Source organism: Sphingomonas sp. AP28 (genome assembly GCF_056680455.1).
Window position 1 is genome coordinate 258,467 of record NZ_CM155283.1, and the last position, 18,555, is coordinate 277,021.

Annotated in this window: 11 protein-coding genes; 3 read left to right on the forward strand and 8 right to left on the reverse strand. The window is 64.7% G+C overall.

Features of this window, described 5'->3' with window-relative positions:
• The first annotated feature begins 335 nt into the window (after positions 1-335).
• Positions 336-1,130: a retropepsin-like aspartic protease family protein gene (locus tag AC1MH0_RS01220; RefSeq protein WP_480964334.1), complete on the forward strand. Its 795-nt coding sequence runs from the start codon at positions 336-338 to the stop codon at positions 1,128-1,130.
• On the opposite strand, the gene AC1MH0_RS01225 is transcribed toward AC1MH0_RS01220, so the two are convergent.
• Positions 1,127-1,372, reverse strand: coding sequence for an OmpA family protein (locus AC1MH0_RS01225; protein WP_480964335.1), 246 nt, complete (start codon positions 1,370-1,372; stop codon positions 1,127-1,129). The genes AC1MH0_RS01220 and AC1MH0_RS01225 overlap by 4 nt on opposite strands.
• 377 nt (positions 1,373-1,749) lie before the next feature.
• Between AC1MH0_RS01225 and AC1MH0_RS01230 the strand changes: the two genes are divergently transcribed.
• Positions 1,750-3,006, forward strand: coding sequence for an ROK family transcriptional regulator (locus AC1MH0_RS01230; RefSeq protein WP_480964336.1), 1,257 nt, complete (start codon positions 1,750-1,752; stop codon positions 3,004-3,006).
• A 129-nt stretch (positions 3,007-3,135) separates the two neighbouring features.
• Here AC1MH0_RS01230 and AC1MH0_RS01235 read toward each other — a convergent pair whose 3' ends face one another.
• From AC1MH0_RS01235 to AC1MH0_RS01265, 7 genes are all read right to left on the reverse strand, one after another.
• Positions 3,136-4,596 carry a carboxylesterase/lipase family protein gene (locus AC1MH0_RS01235; protein WP_480964337.1) on the reverse strand — a complete coding sequence of 487 codons (1,461 nt, stop codon included), beginning with the start codon at positions 4,594-4,596 and terminating at the stop codon, positions 3,136-3,138.
• Positions 4,593-5,366 (reverse strand): GDSL-type esterase/lipase family protein, encoded by a 774-nt coding sequence (locus AC1MH0_RS01240; protein ID WP_480964338.1) that lies wholly within the window; start codon positions 5,364-5,366, stop codon positions 4,593-4,595. Before AC1MH0_RS01240 ends, AC1MH0_RS01235 begins: the two co-directional genes overlap by 4 nt.
• 10 nt (positions 5,367-5,376) lie before the next feature.
• The gene (locus AC1MH0_RS01245) at positions 5,377-7,341 is read right to left on the reverse strand and encodes a glycoside hydrolase family 97 protein (protein WP_480964339.1); all 1,965 of its coding nucleotides are present in this window, start codon (positions 7,339-7,341) and stop codon (positions 5,377-5,379) included.
• A complete protein-coding gene (locus AC1MH0_RS01250; RefSeq protein WP_480964340.1) occupies positions 7,341-10,283 on the reverse strand; it encodes a glycoside hydrolase family 2 protein in 2,943 nt (980 codons plus the stop codon). The genes AC1MH0_RS01245 and AC1MH0_RS01250 overlap by 1 nt, the downstream gene beginning before the upstream one ends.
• Before the next feature lie 97 nt (positions 10,284-10,380).
• Positions 10,381-11,895 carry a tryptophan halogenase family protein gene (locus AC1MH0_RS01255; RefSeq protein ID WP_480964341.1) on the reverse strand — a complete coding sequence of 505 codons (1,515 nt, stop codon included), beginning with the start codon at positions 11,893-11,895 and terminating at the stop codon, positions 10,381-10,383.
• On the reverse strand, positions 11,892-13,364 hold the full coding sequence (locus AC1MH0_RS01260) for a tryptophan 7-halogenase (protein WP_480964342.1): 1,473 nt from the start codon (positions 13,362-13,364) through the stop codon (positions 11,892-11,894). Before AC1MH0_RS01260 ends, AC1MH0_RS01255 begins: the two co-directional genes overlap by 4 nt.
• Positions 13,361-14,893: a tryptophan halogenase family protein gene (locus AC1MH0_RS01265; RefSeq protein WP_480964343.1), complete on the reverse strand. Its 1,533-nt coding sequence runs from the start codon at positions 14,891-14,893 to the stop codon at positions 13,361-13,363. The genes AC1MH0_RS01260 and AC1MH0_RS01265 overlap by 4 nt, the downstream gene beginning before the upstream one ends.
• A 248-nt stretch (positions 14,894-15,141) precedes the next feature.
• On the opposite strand from AC1MH0_RS01265, the gene AC1MH0_RS01270 reads away from it, so the two are divergent.
• A complete protein-coding gene (locus tag AC1MH0_RS01270) occupies positions 15,142-18,537 on the forward strand; it encodes a TonB-dependent receptor (protein WP_480964344.1) in 3,396 nt (1,131 codons plus the stop codon).
• Positions 18,538-18,555 lie beyond the last annotated feature (18 nt).

Genomic DNA, 18,555 nt, shown 5'->3' on the forward strand with positions numbered 1-18,555 from the left:
AAAGGGGCGGCGGTCGGTAATTCGCCGCCCAACGCCGCCTTCGCAGCGCAATCAACGAGCGATCGAAGCCTGGAAGCTTAAAGTAGCTCGCAAACGTCCACGACTGGATCGTCTCCGTTGCCGATCCCGACCAATCACACTCGTCTCGGTTCGCCGGGCCGGATGCCGATGCAGAGATGACGGAGCCGACCGCTGTCGCCTATCGGCCCTTGCGTCGACACGAGACGCATCACGGTCCCGCTGCACTCGCTAACCAGATGTAAACGAACGGACGCTAAAATACACCGCGGCGCCAGGCACGGATTCCCCTGGACGAGACGAAAACGAGGGAGGCGATGGCCACCAGAGCAACCGGCCATGCGGCAGCAATCGCGATCGCTCTTGTATCTGCGCTGGCCGCGACACCCGCCGCCGCCCAGGTCCGCGTCGAGATCGAGGGACAGATACAGGACGTTCCCGCAAACACCGTGCGAACCGTCACCACGGTCAACGGACGCACGCACGTCGTCGACGCCGCATGGCAGGGCGGCGAGGGGACGCCTGGCATGGCCACGATCACCTCCACCGAGACCACGGACGAGGACGGTGAGGGTCACGTGCTGTCGCGCACCATCGTCACCTCGATCGTGCCGCAACGGGCGACCGTTGCCGTCGTCGCGTATGCGCCGCCCCCCGTACCCCGCATCGAGATCGATTTGGCCGACCTCGACGACCCGGTCGCCCCCGAGACGCCAAGGGTCCTGCGCATCAATCGTGATCCCTGGGGCGGGCACTTCGTCGCGTCGATGATCATAAACGGCATACCCATCCGTGCCATCATCGACACCGGCGCGGCATACAGCATCCTCTCGGCGGATGACGCCCGCGAGACCGGTGCCGATCGTGCGGTGCAGCGCGAGGAGATGGCGGTCGGCATCGGCGGCTACACGCGGGTCGGCGTCGCGCGCGTCGCGTCGGTCGAGATCGGCGGTCAGAGCCTCGGCCGTATGACGATGCGCATCGGCCAGCCCGGCATCCCCTATACGCTGCTCGGACAGCCCGAGATCGCGCGGTTGGGACGCGTCACGATCGAGGACGGCGTGATGACGATCACCCCGCGTGGGGGGGCGACGCAGGTCGCCATGCGCTAAATCAATGCCAGTTGCTCCGCGGGACTCTTCGTGCGGGTGGAAGACGACCTCGACCCTTCGGTTGGTGGCGCAGCCTGCGTTCGTCGCATTGCGCCGATCGGCTGCGACTCGCCGATCGGTTCGAGGTCGAGGCGACCCGGATCGGCTGCGCGATCGACCAGGGTCTCCTCCACACCGCGCCCGCGCCGTTCCGATAGCGCGAGATTATGCGCATCCGATTTGATCGAGGCCGTGTGGCTCACGACCCCCGAACCGGTTGCCGGATATTCGCCGGGCGAGAGCGACGCCTGACTTAGTGCACCGGACGGCGCAACGTGCGGGCCATCTGCCGAACGTGACTTACAGCGCAGTAAACCGCGCCTTGCCGTCACTGGAGCAATATTAGGCCGGGGCCGCGCGGCCATATCCCTGCTTCCCGAGGTCTTTCGCGTATTCGGGCGCTTTACCGACAATCGTCGGCGCGGTCCCATCGGCATCAGCCGGTGTGACTACGGTCTGACGGCAGGGCGGGGGCAGCTTTCATCAATGTGACGCACGGCGTTGCCAGGGGAGATCAAGACTGGCACGTTAGGACCAGTATAAGACCAGGGAAGGGAGCGAAATTCTCGACGACATGGCAATGCAGCACGGTCCCCCGAATTCCGACCCCCTCGCCGCAAGGCCCAGATCCGTAGACCGCGGCGCCAGACTGGGCATCAGCCTGTCCGGCACCAATCTTGAGCGCGCTGCCGACTACAACCAGCGTACCGTGCTGCAGGCGATCCGGGTGAACGGGGAAGCTAGCCGGACCGATCTGGCCGCGATCACCGGACTGACTGCGCCGACCATCGCGAACATCGCGCGCAGGCTACTCAATGCCGGATTGATCAGCGAGGCCGGGCGACGACAGGGCGCGCGCGGACAGCCTGCGTTGCAGCTCGTCATCAATCCCGCTGGCGGGTTCTCGATCGGGATCAACATCGACCGGGATCACATCACGATCGTATCGCTCGACTTGGCCGGTACCGTGCTGACGCGTGCGACTCTGGAGGCGGCCTTCGCCCTGCCCGAAGTGGTTGCCGGATGGCTGCGCGAGCAGGTTGCCCTTATCCGCGCATCGAAGCTGATCGACGAACGGCGCATGCTCGGCGTCGGCGTCGCGATGCCCGACGATCTCGGTCGGGTTACCTTGCCGCATCGACCGTCCGCGTATGAAAGCTGGAACGACATCGACGTCAAGGCAATGGTCGAGGAACTCGTCCCCTGGTCCGTGCACGTCGACAATGACGCCGCCGCGGCGGCGATAGGCGAAGCACAGTTCGGATCGGGAATGGTCCTGAGCAGCTTCTTTTACGTGCTCGTCAGCGCGGGCCTCGGCGGCGGATTGGTGATCGACGGCAATTATTTTCGCGGCGCGAGCGCGCGGAGTGGCGAAATCGGCTTCATGCCCGACATGACGCGCCGCGCCGCGGGTCAGACGGTACAGGAAACCGTGTCGCTGTCCGCGCTTTACTTAAGGCTGAGGGCTGGTGGGTGCGAGGTCGACGGGATCGAGGCGTTGACCCGCGACGACCCCGCGGTGGCAGCGATCACCGAGCGCTGGATCGAAGACGCCGCGCAATCACTGATCGAGCCGTTGATCGCGGTCAGCTGTCTGGTCGATCCAGATGCGGTGCTGATCGGTGGGCGCCTGCCTGCCGCGCTCGTCAATGCGCTCGTCGACCGGTTGAACGTGATGCTTGCCGACGCGAAATTGCCGTCCCCGGCCCGGGTCGTCCGCGCGGCCATGTCGGACGATGCGCCGGCGATCGGCGCGGCTATCCTGCCGTTTCTCGATCACGTCCTGCCCTCCGATGCGATCCTCATGCAGGTCGGCCACGCAAGTCGTAGTGATTAACGAGACTGGGGTGACCGCAGCGGCGTCCGGAGATACGTTCTCCCGTGCCGCCAGTCAGGAGTGGATCGATCCGGGTCGGACGAATGGGCTCGGACCGGACGTTGCGTCCGCGAGACAACGCCCGGCGCGTCAGGGCGCGGTGCGCAAGCCGCAGACCCCGCCACGTAGGTCGGCACCGGGCTGCGGGCCACCATTGACGAAGCCGAGATAGGCTTTCGTCGCCAGATCGTAGCGCTTCCACGTCGCAAGTCCCGCCGCGTTCGGGACGCCGGTACGCGCGAAGGCAAGCCAATAGGCCTGCATCGGTGGCGCGCCCGCTTCGAGTTCGTCGCTGCCTGCCATGACGTAGCGGATCTCGCTGCCGTGCGTCACGGGTTTGCCGTCGGGCGCGCTGTAGTCGAACTGATACTGCCAGACCGGTTGGCCCGCACGCGCCCGCGCCGCGGCGACCAGGGTCACCGGACAGCGAAACGTGATGTCGTTGGACAGGATCAGGTCGAGATCACCCAGCCGAGGATCAGCAACGGGGATCGTGTCCAAGCCGTACGCCTTGCGCGCTATGGAAGCGTTGCTTCCGAATGCATCGGCGATCGCCTCCCTCGCGCGCGCCACGCCGCCGTGCAGCGTCAGTTCGCGTGCATTGCTGCCGATGATCAGCGGGGCGGGGTTGCCGCCCTTCGCCAGCGTTGCGGCGGGCGTTTCCGTCAGGACGCGGCCGTCGACGATCGCCTGGAGCCAGATGAAGCTCTTGTCGGCGAGCCCCGGCACCTGGATCGCCTCGGTCGCGGCGATCAGGTCGGCAACCGGCAGCGCACGCAAAGCAGTGGCAGTCTGAGCGATCCCGGCCTTCGCTGCGATCAACATGCCGAGGCGCTCGTTCGCGGCGAGACTGCGTGGCGGGGTACCGAAGCCCGGCGTGCCGCTTTCCTCGATCGCCTTGGCGAACAGTCCGCGCGATCCGGGACTGAGCAGGTGCAGGCCAACATCCATGGCGCCCGCACTCTCGCCGAACAGCGTGACGTTGGCGGGATCGCCGCCGAACGCGGCAATATTGGCACGGACCCAGCGTAGCGCCGCTTGCTGGTCCATCAGCCCGTAATTGCCCGACGCGCCACCACCTTCACGAGTCAGCGCCGGGTGCGAGAGGAAGCCAAGCGCGCCGAGCCGGTATTGCAGACTGACCAGCACCACGCCCTTGCGGACCAGCCCGGACTGGATCGTCCCCGCACCACCACCGGCATAGTTCGAGCCGCCGTGAATCCAGACCATCACCGGCATGGCCTTGCGCGGCTTCAGGTCCGGCGTCGCCACCTCGAGATACAGGCAGTCTTCGCTCGCAAAGGTCGCCGCCTGGGTATTCCAGCCGCGATCGACCTGCGGGCAGGACGGTGCCGATCTGGTGGCGTCCCGCGCGACCCTCCAGCGCTGCACCGGCTGCGGCGGTTTCCAGCGAAGGGGCCCGATCGGGGGCGCGGCATAGGGGATGCCGCGAAAGAGATGGCGGCCGTCCGCGGTGACATCGCCGCGGACGGCACCGTGTTGGGTCGGAACGACCGTGGCGGCTAAGGCGAGCGCGGCGAGCAGTATCACCGGGCGATGATCGCACGCGTCGGGGCGGGGCGGGCCAGAGCCGCCTTGAACGCACGTTCGGCGATCGGTGCCATCGCCGCATACCCCGCCGGGGTCGGATGGACATGATCCGACGACAGCCCGTCGCGCATGCCAGTGGTACCTGGGGCGACCAGCGCGGACCAGTAATCGGCATAAGTCGAGCCGGTCGCAGCAGCATAGGATTTCAGCCAGCCGTTCATCGCGACGATCTTGCTGCCGGTGTCGAGACCCGGGCGCCAGGGATAGCGATCCGCAGGTGGTATCGACGCCAGGATGACGCGGATGCCGTTGGCCTGCGCCAGTTCCGTCATCGCGCGAATATTGGCCTTGGTCTCGTCGGGCGTCATGGGCCCGGTGTTGAACGCGATATCGTTGGTGCCGGCCATGATCTGTACCACGGCAGGCTTCAGTGCGATCACGTCGGCAGGAAAGCGTACGAGCATCTGCGGTGTGGTCTGGCCGCCGATCCCGCGACCGATGCGACCGGGGGTGAAGAACGTCGGGACCTGGTCGAACCAGCCCTGCGTGATCGAGTCGCCGATCAGGACGATCCGCGGCTGGCCCGCAACAGGTGCGGGCAGAGCGGCGTTCGCGTCGCGGTATCGGCCGAGATAGGCCCAATCGGTATGCAGTCGCTCCTCCGCCTCCTTCGCCCACTGCGCCTTCTGCGCGGGCGTAGGTTCGGCTCCGATCGCCGGAGATGCGATGGCGATGGCCAGCGCGGCGAGCAACGGGGCGGGCATTTTCATCAGGGTTTCCTTATCGGATCGGCACGAGGCGGATGGCGGCGCCGCCCGATCCTGCGAGGGTCAGGGAAAGCGCGTCGCGCGCGGTGACGATGCGGGTCGTGGTAATTACGTCGGTCGGGGTCGAACCGTCCTGCCAGATAGTCGCGGTAAACCGGCCGCTGCCAAGGAAGCTAAGCGGTACGTCGAGAACGCGCGGCGTTTCGTTGGTCATCGCCCCCACAAACCAGTTCTTGCCGGATCGCCGCGCGGTCACGATCTGCTCGCCGATCGCGCCCGACACCACCCGAGTCTCGTTCCAACTTGCCGGGACGGCCCGTAGAAAGTCGAGCCCCGACGCGCCCGTATAATTGTCGGGGCTGTCGGACACACCCATGAAGGGACTGTCGAACACGACATACATCGCCAGCGCGTGACCCCGCGTCGTCTGGACCATCGGCGTCTGCGGTTCGATCCGGAACGTCGCAGGTGTCGCGTTGCGGAAACCGCCCGGTGTATAGTCGTATGGACCGGCCAGCCCGCGTGTGAACGGCAGCGTGACGTTGTGCCGCGCAGTGATCCGCCGCGTCCATTTGTTATACTCCGCGCCAAGCACACCCTCCTGAGTCAGGAACTGCGGCCAGGTGCGCGTCGCGCCTGTCGGATGATACGCGCCGTGCAGGTCCAGCATCAGATGATGCGCCGCGGTTGCCTTGAAGATGCGCTGGTAGAACTCGACGATCTGCTGATCGCTGCGATCCATGAAATCGACCTTGAAGCCCTTGATCCCGAGTGCGGCGTAACGCGCGAATACCGCGTCCATTCTCGCATCCAGCACGCGCCAGTTCGCCCACAGCCACAGCCCCACCTTACGGTCCGCCGCGTACCGGACGAGGCCTGGCAGGTCGATCGCCGGCACGGTACTCATGATGTCGACACCCGGATACACCACTGGCCCGCCGCCGCTGTTCACGTACCAGCCGTCATCGATCAGCATGTACGGCAGGCCGTTGGCCGCGGCGAAATCGATATAGGCCTTGATCGTCGCGTCGTTCATGCCCGCGGCGGGGAGTGCCTTCAGCGTCGGGCCGTTCCACCAGTCCCACGCCGTCTTGCCCGGTATCACCCACGAAAAATCGCCCTTCGACGATGGGTTGAGGTTGGTCAGGATCGTGGACTCGATCAGTTTGCCGGCGGTGTCGCCCAGCATCACGACGCGCCACGGCGTCGTCAGCCCGGTATTCCGGACGTCGGCCTTCACCGCGATCGCGGGATCGTCCAGTCGCGGCGACAGCCGGGTGGTGAACCCGAGCGCGCCGGTCTCGCGACCGGTGAGGTAGGAGCCCGCATAGTCGCGCAGATCGGCCTCGGTCAGTGCAAAGCTGGTGTCGCCGGCACCCGTTCGGCAAGTGACGGGGGTCTCGAACAGGTTGTGCGGGCGGACCTGCGACGCGGTCAACGGGTCGTATTCGCCTTCGTGGCTGGTATCGAACCGACCAAGGTTGAGGCCCCAGCAGTGATAATCGGCGGGGAAAGCGAACTCTGTCAGCTCGCCTGCCAGCCGCAGGTCGGTAAAGCCCGGCTGGACGGGCAAGCGATAGCGAAACGCGACCCCGTCGTCATACGCGCGGAACACGATTTCCAGCCGACGTCGTGCGCCGCCGGTTTCGGTGAATGCGAGCGTGAGTTCGTTATAATGGTCGCGCGCCAGCGCAGTCTTGCCCGCCAGCAGGCGATAGCGGGTATCTGCGCCCGCCCGTGTCGTGGCAGTGACCGCGGTATCCGGGCCAAGCTTTTTATAGCTCTCGAACGCAAGACCGAGCGGTGAGGTCGCGATGACGGACCGACCGCGGAACGCGATGGCGTAGGTCGGGCCTTTGCTCGTCGCATCCTGGCCGATCGTGACGTCGATGGCGCCATCGGGCGACACCAGGTGACGGTCCTGCGCCGACACGGAGGCGGCGGTGCACAGGAGCGAGAGGGCGAAAAAAATCCTCATTAGCGCACCGTCACGGCAGTCGGTGTCACGTTCCAGCCGCGCAATGCGACGGTCGTGCGACCTTTGGCAGCAGAGGCCGGATAGCGGATCTCGATGCGGCGTGATGTGCCTGGCAGCAACGACACGTAATTGTCGGTGAAATATGCGGGCAGCACCTGAGTGCCGTCGCCGTTCATCATCGTCATCTTCGTAGCAAGGGCGGCGACCGGACCTGCGTTCGACAGGTCGACGATCGTCGTGATCTCGTCGCCGTCACGACGACTGGTCGCGCTGGCGGCGAGACGAACCTTGGGCATCGTCGTCATGCCGCGATAAGCTGCATCGTCGGCGCCCTGCCAATAGACGTTCCGCGAAACGATTTTGCCGCCCGTGTCGGTGACATCGAGCGATACGAGCACCACGCCCTTCGCAAGCAACGGTGCGAGATCGAGCGTGAAGGCGTCGCCGACGAGACCCGCGCCCACGCTGAGCGTCGCGCGCTGTTCCGCGAGCAGCCGGTTGTCGAGCGACGTGACCTTGGCGTGGACCACCGCGTCCGCGAGCGCTCGGCCGTTATTGACCAAAACGACCTTGTGATCGGGCAGGTTCATCTGAACATGGACCGGCTCCGAGGCCTTTTTCGTTCCATAGAACGCGGCGTGCGTGTCGTAATCCGACGAGAAGATCTGCCATGCGGATGAAGGCCAGGCCGCCTGCGTCATCCACAGCATCCGCGCACTGTTGGTCGTCCACAACCCTGCGTTGAACCCTTCGAAGATCGCGCGGTAGGAGTCATACTCCATCATCTGCGCCTTGCGTTCGAAGTCGGGCAGGTTGATGCCAGCACCGTAGCGCGTCGCCAGTGCATCCATGTACGTCTTGACTGCGCCGTTCCCGGTCTGGTGCCAGTCGTGATACGCCCATGTATCGCCGATCGGCCAGAGATCCGCCTTGGGCATCGCGCGGGTCCACGCCTCCAGGGTCGGGAAGCTTGGCGTACCGAGCTCGACCGAGAAGCCCTTGGCGTGTTCGGTGAAATAGCTGGCTTCGGGACGCCAGTTGTACGGACCGCTGTTTTGCAAGTTCACCCGGTTCGACGAGCCCATATACAGGCGTGTTCCGTCGTTCCGGTTGATGATCTCCTGCAGAGCCTCGTTCAGGATAGGCTGTGGCACGCCTTCGTTGCGGCCGAACCAGACGACGATCGACGGGTGGTTGCGGAAGCGCTTGACCACGTCCTCGGCATTGGCGGCGAACAGCGGCACGTCCTGCGCCTCGATGTTGTAATCTTGCGTCGACTCCCAGAAATCGTTGAGGATCATCAAACCGTGTTCGTCGGCGAGATCGTAGAAGGTTTCCTCGGTATTCTGGCCGACCCAGTTGCGGATGATGTTGAGATTGGCATCCTGATGCAGGCGGAAGAACGGCAGCAGACGTGCGCGCTCGGACCGCTTCATGAAGTCGTCCATGCCGATATTGCCACCGCGTGCCGCGATCCGCACGCCGTTGACCTTGATCAGCAGATAGGGCGCAAGGCCGGCATCGCCCGCGACCTGCGTCACCGCGGGCGAAGTTTCCGCGCCGGGGACTAGCGACGCGGCCCAGCCATTCTCGGTCTGTCGGATACCCTGGTGCGTGCCGTCGACGATCTGCGTACCGAGCGCGCGCGCCTTGGACAGGTCGATCCCGACACGGCGCAGACGATCGTCCTTGTCCATCAGCGAGATTTCGTATGTCACCTGGCGCATACCGAAGCGCAGCGTCCTGGTATCCGATATCGCGCCGCCAACCGTGCTGGTGAGCGTCAGGTCATGGAGTGCAGGCGCGCCGTAACCGTTCGGCCACCACAGCCTTGGATTGCGGACCGCGAGTGCAGGGAACTCGGCGGGCGCCATCGTCACATCAGCACTTGCATGCGGTGCAAGCGCGACCGACTTGGTCACCGTCACGTCGTCGAACTTCGCGGTAACGATCGCGGTCGTCGGCTGCTCGGTCAGGTTGCGAACGGGAACGGTGATCTCGACGTTCGCCACGCTGTTGTCAGCGTTGGGCAAGGTCGTGACGACCTGCGCATCGCCCAGGGCTGCGGGGCCGGTCGCGATCAGGTCGACGCCCTGCCACAGGCCGGTGTTGCGGTCGCGGATCGACGGGATCCAGTCCCAGCCCTCGGTCGCGACGAAGGTCGGCCCGTCGAGCATTTGCATGCCGCCATTCTCGCCGACGCCTGCCGTCATCGATTCCTCGTGCGCGAGCCCGGGATGCGGCGGTGGCGAGACCTTCACCGCAATGACGTTCCGCCCGGGAGCAAGCTTGCCCGTGACGTCGAACCGGCCACGGATGAAGGCGCCCTTCATCGTCCCCAGACGGTCTCCGTTGAGCCAGATCTCGGCGGCATAATTGACGCCCTTGAAGTTCAGTTCGAGATGCTTGCCGACGGTCTCTACGGGTACGTCGATTTCGGTGCGGTACCAATAGTCCTGGCGCGCGAGGCGTTCGGGGATCGCCATGTTGTTCAACCCGAACGCGGGGTCGGGATAGACGCCGCGATCGACGAGCGTGGTCAGCACGGTGCCGGGCACGGTGGCGACGTACCAGGATTTCATGTCATAGCCGACGCGGGACACCGTCGCGCCATCCGCCCGCACGGTGGGTGCTTCCGCTAGCCGCCAGCCGGCAATGGTCCATAGTCCGAGCGACCGCTGCGCCAGTGAGGGGCCGCGGGGTACAGGCTTTGCGATCGGCTTCGACAAGGGCGCGCGGCTGCGCGGCAGCGTAGCCGGATCCTGGGGACTGACCTGGCCGAGCGACTGGCGGACCTGCACAGGCCAATGCGACGGCACCGGGTCGCGCTGAGCGTAGCCCGCAGGCAATCGTGAAGGCGGGGCAGTCTGGGCGATCGCCGTCGAGGCAAGCAGCGATGCGAGAGCTGTGGCGCCATAGATACGGATCGAGCGGTCGGTCATCAGTCATCCCCTTTTCGGCAGCCGGATCTGTGGCCGGGCTGCGCGATCGAAGCCTCAAAAAGCACGCGAGGACGAAAAAGCCAAATCATTTGGCAGATTAGATTTGGCGCCCGGCCGCCGCATGGCTGGCGATGAACGCGGCATGGTCCGGCAACGCCTGCACACCGCGCAACGTCGCGGCTCGGATCTGACGAACCGCATCGGCGACGCGGTCCGCATCGAGCGCGTCTACGATAGGATCATAGCCGGTGGGGATCACGTTCTGACCGAGTAGCACCTGCACCCAGCTAGAAATTCCAAACAGTTCGTCGTCGTACCGGAAAATACGGCCTTTTTCGCGGAACAGCGCGATCTTGCGCGTCAGGGTGTCGGGGATCGGCATTGTCCGGGCATGCTGCCAGAACGCAGAATCGTCGCGACGGGTGGCGTGATAGTGCAAAATGATGAAGTCGCGGATCGACGTGTAAGCGTCGCCCATCAGCCGGTTATATTCGTCGCGTTCGACGGTGGAGAAGCCACGGTCGGGGAACAATGCGAACAGCTTGGAGATACCAGTCTGGATCAGGTGAATGCTGGTCGATTCGAGCGGTTCGAGGAACCCGCCCGCAAGCCCCAGCGCGACCACATTGCCTTCCCACATCTTCGTGCGCCGCCCCGCCTTGAAACGCAGTTGTCGCGGTTCGGCGGTCGGTCGGGCGTCAAGATTGGCGAGCAGCATGGACGTCGCTTCGTCGTCCGAGATATGCGCGCTGGAATAGACATGGCCGTTGCCAGTGCGATGCTGGAGCGGGATGCGCCATTGCCAGCCGGCGGAGCGGGCGGTGGCGCGGGTGTAGGGTAGCAGCGGACTGCTGGGTTCGGTCGGCACCGCGACCGCACGGTCGCACGGCAGCCAGTGCGACCAGTCCTCGAACGGCACGCCCATCGTTTCGCCGAGCAGCAGGCTGCGGAACCCCGAACAGTCGATGAACAGGTCGCCATCGATGGATTGGCCGTCATCCAGTCGAACCGCACTGACATGGCCGGTGTCGGAATGGCGATCGGCGCCGGTGATACGCCCTTCGATCCGGGTAACGCCCCCGGCTTCAGCACGACGGCGCAGGAATGCAGCATAGAGCCCGGCATCGAAATGATAGGCATAGGCAAGCGGTTGCGACTGCTGCCCGGTCGGCAGGCCGAACTTGTGGAGATACGCGGCGACGGCAGAGGGGGCATATGCTTCGATCCCGCCGACGCCGGGATAGTCGCGCAGTTTGAGCCACAACTGGTGAAACGCGAGTCCCTGGATGTCACGGCCGTGTCCGCCGAACGCATGCATGTAGCGATCGTCGCCCGTGTCCCAGCCCACGAACTCGATACCGAGCTTGAAGGTGGCCCCGGTCGCGCGCACGAACTCGCGTTCGTCAACGCCGATCAGGGCATTGAACCCTAGGATCGGCGGGATCGTCGCCTCGCCGACGCCAACCGTGCCGATCGCGTCGGATTCGATCAGGACGACCTGGCGCTGGCCGTCGTCGAGATACCGCGCAGCCGCGGCCGCCGCCATCCAGCCGGCCGTGCCACCACCGACGATAACGACCTTGCGTATCGGCCCGAGGTTCGCACCGGTCATCGTCCGCGCTCCAGTTGCGCAAGATAGGCAGGGTAGGGGGGCAGCTGCGTCGGCACCGTAGCTGTTGCGCTGGCGAGCCTCGCCAGCGTGCCCGCAATCATTTCGGGCGCGATGGCCGACGCGATCGGATCGGGCGTGCGCGGGATCATGCCGAGGCCCAGCAACAGCCCGTGCCAATCGTCCTTGTCGAAGCTCTCATCCTCATAGAATGGCAAGCGACCTCGGTGCGCGAACTGCTCCAACGTGTGGGCAAGACTGGCTGGTCGCGGCAGGCGGGATGCCCTTTTCCAGAACGGGCCACGCGTTCGCCCGGTCGACAGGAAATGGGCTGCCTGGAAGTCGCGGACCCGCTCAGCTTGCCGGTGAGTGTGCAAATTATACTCGGCAAGCTCGGTCGGGGCGAAGTCGCCACCCGGCAGCAAACGGATCGCGCGCAGGATGGCGGCGTGTGCAAGATGAAGATTGGCGTCGGCGAGCGGGTCGAGCACGACGGCGGCGTCGCCCAACGCGAGGACGTTGTGGCGCCACGGTTCACGGCGCGTGCCGGGTGAGATCGGAACGATCACCTCACCTGCAGGCAGAATGCGGCGCGCGCTGGAGTCCGGCGTCTGATCGGCAGCGAACGCGAGCCCCGTCAGGGTCCGATCGCGCAATGGAGTCACGAACCGCCAGCCCGCTGGCACGGCAATCAGGTCGTCTGTCGGCGTCGGGAGTTGCGCCGACGTCGTCCCCAACAACAGCCGGTCGACGGGCAGCCATGTCCGCCAGTCGTCCCACTGCGTATCCAGTGCCGAGCGCAACGCAGCGACAGGGCCCGAACAGTCGAGATAGAGGTCGGCCACGATCCGGCGGCCGTCGGCGAGGACGAGCGCTGCGGCGCTGCCGTCGGCCGCGCGCTCCACGGCGGCAAAGATACCGGGAGTGGGAACGATGCCGAGATGCCGGGCGAGCGCGCGCAACAGGTCGCGGTAACGGGGAGGGTCAAGCCGCAAAGCATAACCGAAGCCCGATAATCGCGCGTTCGGCTCCTCGGACGGATGGACGAACTTGTCCGCAGCACCAAGCACCGCAGGGACGGAGAAGGCATCGAACGCTGCGACCTTGCCCTTGCGTCGCGCGTTCAGCCAATGCTGATGAAAAGGACCCGGACCGATCGCACCGCCGCGCTCGCCATGCGCCAGCACGAACGGTGTTCCGTCGGACGTCCAGTCCGATAAGCGCGTGCCGATCCGGTGGGACGCGCCTGCCGCCAGCACATCGCGTTCGCGCAGACCGATCCGGTCGTGAAACTCGGCGATAGAAGGCATCGTACCAGGCAGGCGGTCCGTCAGCGACGTGGGATCGTCCGGGGTCTCGATTATCGTCACCGTCAGGCCGGGCAGCGCGCGCGCGAACGCTATCGCGGCGGACAGGCCGACGAGGCCGGCACCGAGTACGGCAATGCTGGCGATGGGTGTACGGCCGGTCACGCAGCAACGGTCGCGTGACGGCGCGCGATGTAGGCGGCATGGTCGGGCATCGCCGTCACGGTGGCAGCGACATGGTCCCGCAAGTTGGTAACGGCCCGATCGAGACCGTCGAGCCCGGGACGATCGGCACGCTGATCCCAGCTCCGCGGTATGATCCCCTGGCCCAGATACACAGCGATCCAGCTCGGCTCGAGAAACAGTCCCTCGCTATACTGCGCCACGCGGCCAGAGCTGCGGAACAGCTCCATCTTGTCGGCGAGGGTTATGGGGACATCCATCGTCCGGACATGGTTCCAGAAGTCTGAGTCGTCGCGGGTCGTGGCGTGATAATGCAAAATCAGGAAGTCGCGGATGCGGTCATACTCCATATCGACCATCCGATTGAACTCGGTCCGGTCGATGGCGGAGATGCCCTGCGATCCCGCCCTTTGCGGGAACAGCTCGACGAGTTGCGTGATCGCCATCTGCGCCAGATAGATACTGGTCGACTCAAGCGGTTCGAGGAATCCGGAGGCCAGTCCGATTGCGACAACGTTGCCGACCCAGCTGTTGGCGCGACGGCCGGCACGAAATTTCAGGAACCGCGGATCGGCAAGCGGCGCGCCCTCGACCGATGCAACCAATGCATCGGCCGCAGCGTCATCCGAGATGTGTGCGCTCGAATAGACGTAGCCGTTGCCGACTCGGTGCTGGAGCGGGATCCGCCATTGCCAGCCCGCCGGTTTCGCCGTCGCGCGCGTATAGGGTTCGATAGGTCCGTCGGGCGACGCACAGGGCATTGCCACGGCGCGGTCGCAGGGCAACCAGCGCGACCAGTCCTCCCAGGGTTCGGCCATCGCGTCACCCAGCAACAGGCTCCGGAAGCCCGAGCAATCGACGAACAGATCGCCTTCGACAGTCTCGCCCGTGTCGAGACGTAGCGCCCGGACATTCCCGCTGATCGAGTCCTGCTCGACGCCGATGATCCGCGCTTCCGTCCGGCGTGCGCCGTTCGCTTCGGCGAAGCGACGCATATAGGGGCCGAACAAGGTCGCATCGAACTGATAGGCATAGCCGAAGCTCGCCGCGAGATCATCCGGCGTCCCGTTCGGGATGGAGAACCGATGCCTCTTTGCAGCGGCAACCGCGACCGAATAGTCGCCGATCGGTGCCGCCCGTCCTTCGGCCGCGAGACGAAGCCAATAATGGTGAAAGGCGATATCGTTCAGTGGTCGACCGAACGTCCCGAACGGATGGATATAGCTGTCGCCGATCGCACCGAAGTCGCGAAAGTCGATCCCCAATTTGAAGGTCGCGTGCGTGGCGCGCATGAAGTCGGCTTCGTCAAGGCCCAGGCGCTCCACGAATGCGCGGATGTGGGGCAGCGTTGCTTCGCCGACGCCGACAATACCGATCTCGGCGGACTCGATGAGATGGACCGTGCAGACGGTCGGCAAGAGTCGTACGAGCGCTGCGGCGGTCATCCACCCCGCCGTCCCGCCACCAACCACCACAACCCTCGTTGGCGCCTGATCCATCGTCGTCGTCATCCTCTCGTCACGGCGTTTTTGCTTCGGTTTCGGTAGGGCCGTTTCGAGCCTGTTACACTTTGGCCACACTTCGGCAACGTCTCACACATCTGACTATTAAATTGCCTTATTCCCCTTGTGGTCCAAAAAATAGCTGCCTAACACACTGTTAAGGCGGCCGAAGGACGTTCGCCGATCTGGGGATGCGCGATAGATCGTCCGCTCGAAAAGCGGCGGCGATCGCGCTGAAGGATGCTTAGGGGTTTATCATGGCTGGTGTTGCATCAACGCGCGCGATCGCTCGCGCCGCGCGTCTTTTCGGGACAAGCGTTTCGGTTCTGGCCATCGCCGTCATGGCGCCATCGGCATTCGCGCAGGTTGCGGATCCAGTCGCTGGTCCCGCTGCTACCGATCCGCAGGCGGTGCCCGCCCCCGCGGGTACGGGCGTTGCCAGCACGACGTCGGGCTCGGCCAGCCTGGATTCTGCAACCGCAGGCACGGCACCCGGTTCGGCCAGCAACACCACGGGCACATCGGGTGCGTCGCAGGACGCCGGTAACCCGACCCCGGACACCGATCGCGGCGAAATCGTCGTCACCGGCATCCGCCAGAGTCTCGCCAACGCGCAGAACATCAAACGCAACTCCGACACGGTCGTCGATGCGATTACCGCCGAAGATATCGGCGCTCTGCCCGATCGTTCGGTCAACGAAGCACTGCAGCGGGTGCCCGGCATCTCGATCAGTCGCTTCGCAGCGCCGAGCGACTCGGCTCACTATTCCGCGCAGGGCTCGGGCGTCGTGATCCGCGGCCTCAGCTATGTCCGCGGCGAGTTCAATGGTCGTGACGCATTTGCAGCAGGCGGCGGCCGCGAGATTGGCTTCAACGATATCCCGGCCGAAATCGTCGGCTCGGTCGAGGTGTTCAAGAACCTTACCGCCGATCTGGTCGAGGGCGGCATCGCCGGCACCGTCAACATCAACACGCGCAAACCCTTCGATTCGAAGAAGGACCTGCTGTTCCTCTCGGCCGGCATGAACCTCGGCGACCTCGAGAAGCGCGGCGCACCGCAGTTCGTCGGGCTCGTCTCGAAGCAGTTCGATCTCGGCGGCGCCGGCCGGTTCGGCATCCTGGCCAGCGGCACTTATCAGAAGCTCTACAGCCGCTCGGACTCGGTGTTCGTGTCGTCGATGTTGCCGCGTTATAACGACGACAAGAACGGCAACGGCGTCCAGGATGCCGGCGAGGGTCGCGTGCTGAATGCGGGTACGCCGTTCCAGTCGACGCTGTTCGACACCTTCCCGCTGCCGGCCGGTCGCAACGTGGTGTACGCGCCACTGGGCGCTGGCTCACGTACACAGGATTTCGACCGCACGCGCATCGGCTATTCGGGGGGCGCGCAGTATGAGAACGTTTCCGGCAACCTGCTGGTGACCGCACAGTTCGTTCGCGCTGAATCGACCGACGACTGGCTTGAGCACACGGTCGAGCCGAACGTGTACTATGGCGACGCGAACACGGTGTTCCCGGTCGGTGGTACGGATTTTACGTACGACGACAACGGAGTTTTCACGAGCGGTACGCTTGGTAAGCGTTCCGGCGCGGTGCAGGGCAATGGCCCGAACGGCTACGGCGTGCTCAGTCAGTTTGCGCCGAACGGCGTGTTCACGACCGAGTCCAATCGTCACTTCTTTTCGAAGTCGATCTCGCAGGATCAGTCGCTGAACATCAAGTTCGAGCCGGTCGACCGCCTGCACCTGAATTTCGACGGGCAGTATGCGACGTCGAAGGTGAAGGTGCGCGACGACATCCTCGACACCGCGACGTTCAGCCAGACCGCGATCGACCTGCGCGGCAAGATCCCGCAGATCACCTCGATCACGCCGGGTTTCAACACGACAAGCTATTTCGCCAACCCGAACTCGATCTATTTCCGCGACGCCTTCAATGGCCGTCAGGATAACGAAGGGCACGAATGGGCCTTCCGCGGCGACGCACAGTTCGACGTCAGCGACACCGCGTTCCTGCGCAACGTCCGCGTCGGCGGCCGCTATGCCGACCGCAAGCAGTTGGTGCGCTCGGCCGATTACAATAACTGGGGCTATCTGTCGGAAACGTGGGCCGCAAAGGGTCCGGTAAGCTACGCAGCGCTCGGTCAGGACGAGCAGACGCTGCACAGCTTCTCGAACTTCTTCCGTGGGCAGACCAACATGCCACCGAGCGCGACGTTCGTCGCGGACGATATTCTGCGTGATCACGACGCGTTCACTGACCTGCTGCGCAAGATCACTGCGTTGGGTGGCGGCGGATACACGGCATTGGAAGATCGCAAGAACGGCGATGGCAGCCCGCTGAACGATGGCGCGTATCTGAACAGCGAGCTCTATCGTAACCGCGAGCAGACCAAGTCCGCCTATGTCCGCGCCGATTTCGGTGTCGACGATTTTGGCAACGGCATGAGCCTGACCGGCAACGTGGGTGTGCGCTTCGTCAACACCAAGGACAGCTCGGACGGCGCGATCACCTTCCCGAATCAGAGCAGCATCTTCGATGCGTCCAATCTGCCGGCCACGCCGACCGGCGGCGCGTATCCCAAGACGCTGGCAGGGTTCTGCCAGTCGCAGCGTGACAAGCCGCCTGCGTCGGGCACGATCAACGCCATCTGCACCGTGTCCGCGACTCAGCAGGCGGCAATCCTTGCTTATGCGAACTCCGGATCGACCCCCGACGTCGCCAAGCAGAAGTTCAACTTCTGGCTGCCGAGCGCGAACGTGAAGCTGCAGGTCACGCCGAACTTGCTGTTCCGCGCCGCCGGATCGAAGGCGATCTCGCGTCCGAACTTCGGCGACCTGCGCAACTTCGTGGGCGTCGGTGTCTCGTCGGGTAACACCGCGGGCAACTACCAGTTCTCGGCGTCGTCGCGGAACCCGTATCTCCGGCCGGTCGAGGCGTTGCAGTTCGACCTGACCAGCGAATGGTATTTCTCGAAGGTCGGCTCGCTGACCGCCACCGTGTTCCACAAGACGCTGTCGAACATCATCGTCGACAATCTCGGCTACACGCGCACGCTGACTAACAACGGCCAGACGTTCGATGTGCAGGTCAATGGCCCCGCCAACGTCAACGGCAAGTCGCGGATCAAGGGTGCGGAAATCGCGTACCAGCAGACCTTCGACTTCTTACCCGGTGTGCTCAGCGGCCTCGGCATGCAGGCGAACTACACCTTCGTGAAGGCGGGCAAGATCCCCAACCCGGTGCCTGCCAACGGCGCCGCGGATGGCAGCCGTCCGCCGCAGGACGTCGCTGGTCTCTACGACAACCTCCCGCTGCAGGGGCTGTCGAAGCATACCGTCAATGTTGCCGGCTTCTACGACAAGGGTCCGTTCTATGCCCGTGTCGCGTATAGCTGGCGCTCGAAGTTCCTGCTCACCAACCGCGATTGTTGTTTCCCGTTCCTGCCGGTCTACGCGCTGCCGACCGGACAGCTCGACGCATCGGCGTTCGTGACGGTGAACGAGCATTTCAAGCTGGGCGTGACCGCGTCGAACCTGCTCGACGAAACGACCAAGACCAACTTCCTGCTGAACGGTGCAGGGCTCGAGGCGCCGCGCAGTTTCTTCAAGAACGATCGGTCGTACACGCTCTCGGCGCGCATGACCTTCTGAGGTAGCGGGCTAAGGTAG

Bases quoted from the DNA above. Each gene is read 5' to 3' on its own strand.
- AC1MH0_RS01220 (WP_480964334.1), top strand. From the start codon at position 336: ATGGCCACCAGAGCAACCGGCCATGCGGCAGCAATCGCGATCGCTCTT.
- AC1MH0_RS01230 (WP_480964336.1), top strand. From the start codon at position 1,750: ATGCAGCACGGTCCCCCGAATTCCGACCCCCTCGCCGCAAGGCCCAGA.
- AC1MH0_RS01240 (WP_480964338.1), bottom strand. From the start codon at position 5,366: ATGAAAATGCCCGCCCCGTTGCTCGCCGCGCTGGCCATCGCCATCGCA.
- AC1MH0_RS01245 (WP_480964339.1), bottom strand. From the start codon at position 7,341: ATGAGGATTTTTTTCGCCCTCTCGCTCCTGTGCACCGCCGCCTCCGTG.
- AC1MH0_RS01250 (WP_480964340.1), bottom strand. From the start codon at position 10,283: ATGACCGACCGCTCGATCCGTATCTATGGCGCCACAGCTCTCGCATCG.
- AC1MH0_RS01255 (WP_480964341.1), bottom strand. From the start codon at position 11,895: ATGACCGGTGCGAACCTCGGGCCGATACGCAAGGTCGTTATCGTCGGT.
- AC1MH0_RS01265 (WP_480964343.1), bottom strand. From the start codon at position 14,893: ATGACGACGACGATGGATCAGGCGCCAACGAGGGTTGTGGTGGTTGGT.
- AC1MH0_RS01270 (WP_480964344.1), top strand. From the start codon at position 15,142: ATGGCTGGTGTTGCATCAACGCGCGCGATCGCTCGCGCCGCGCGTCTT.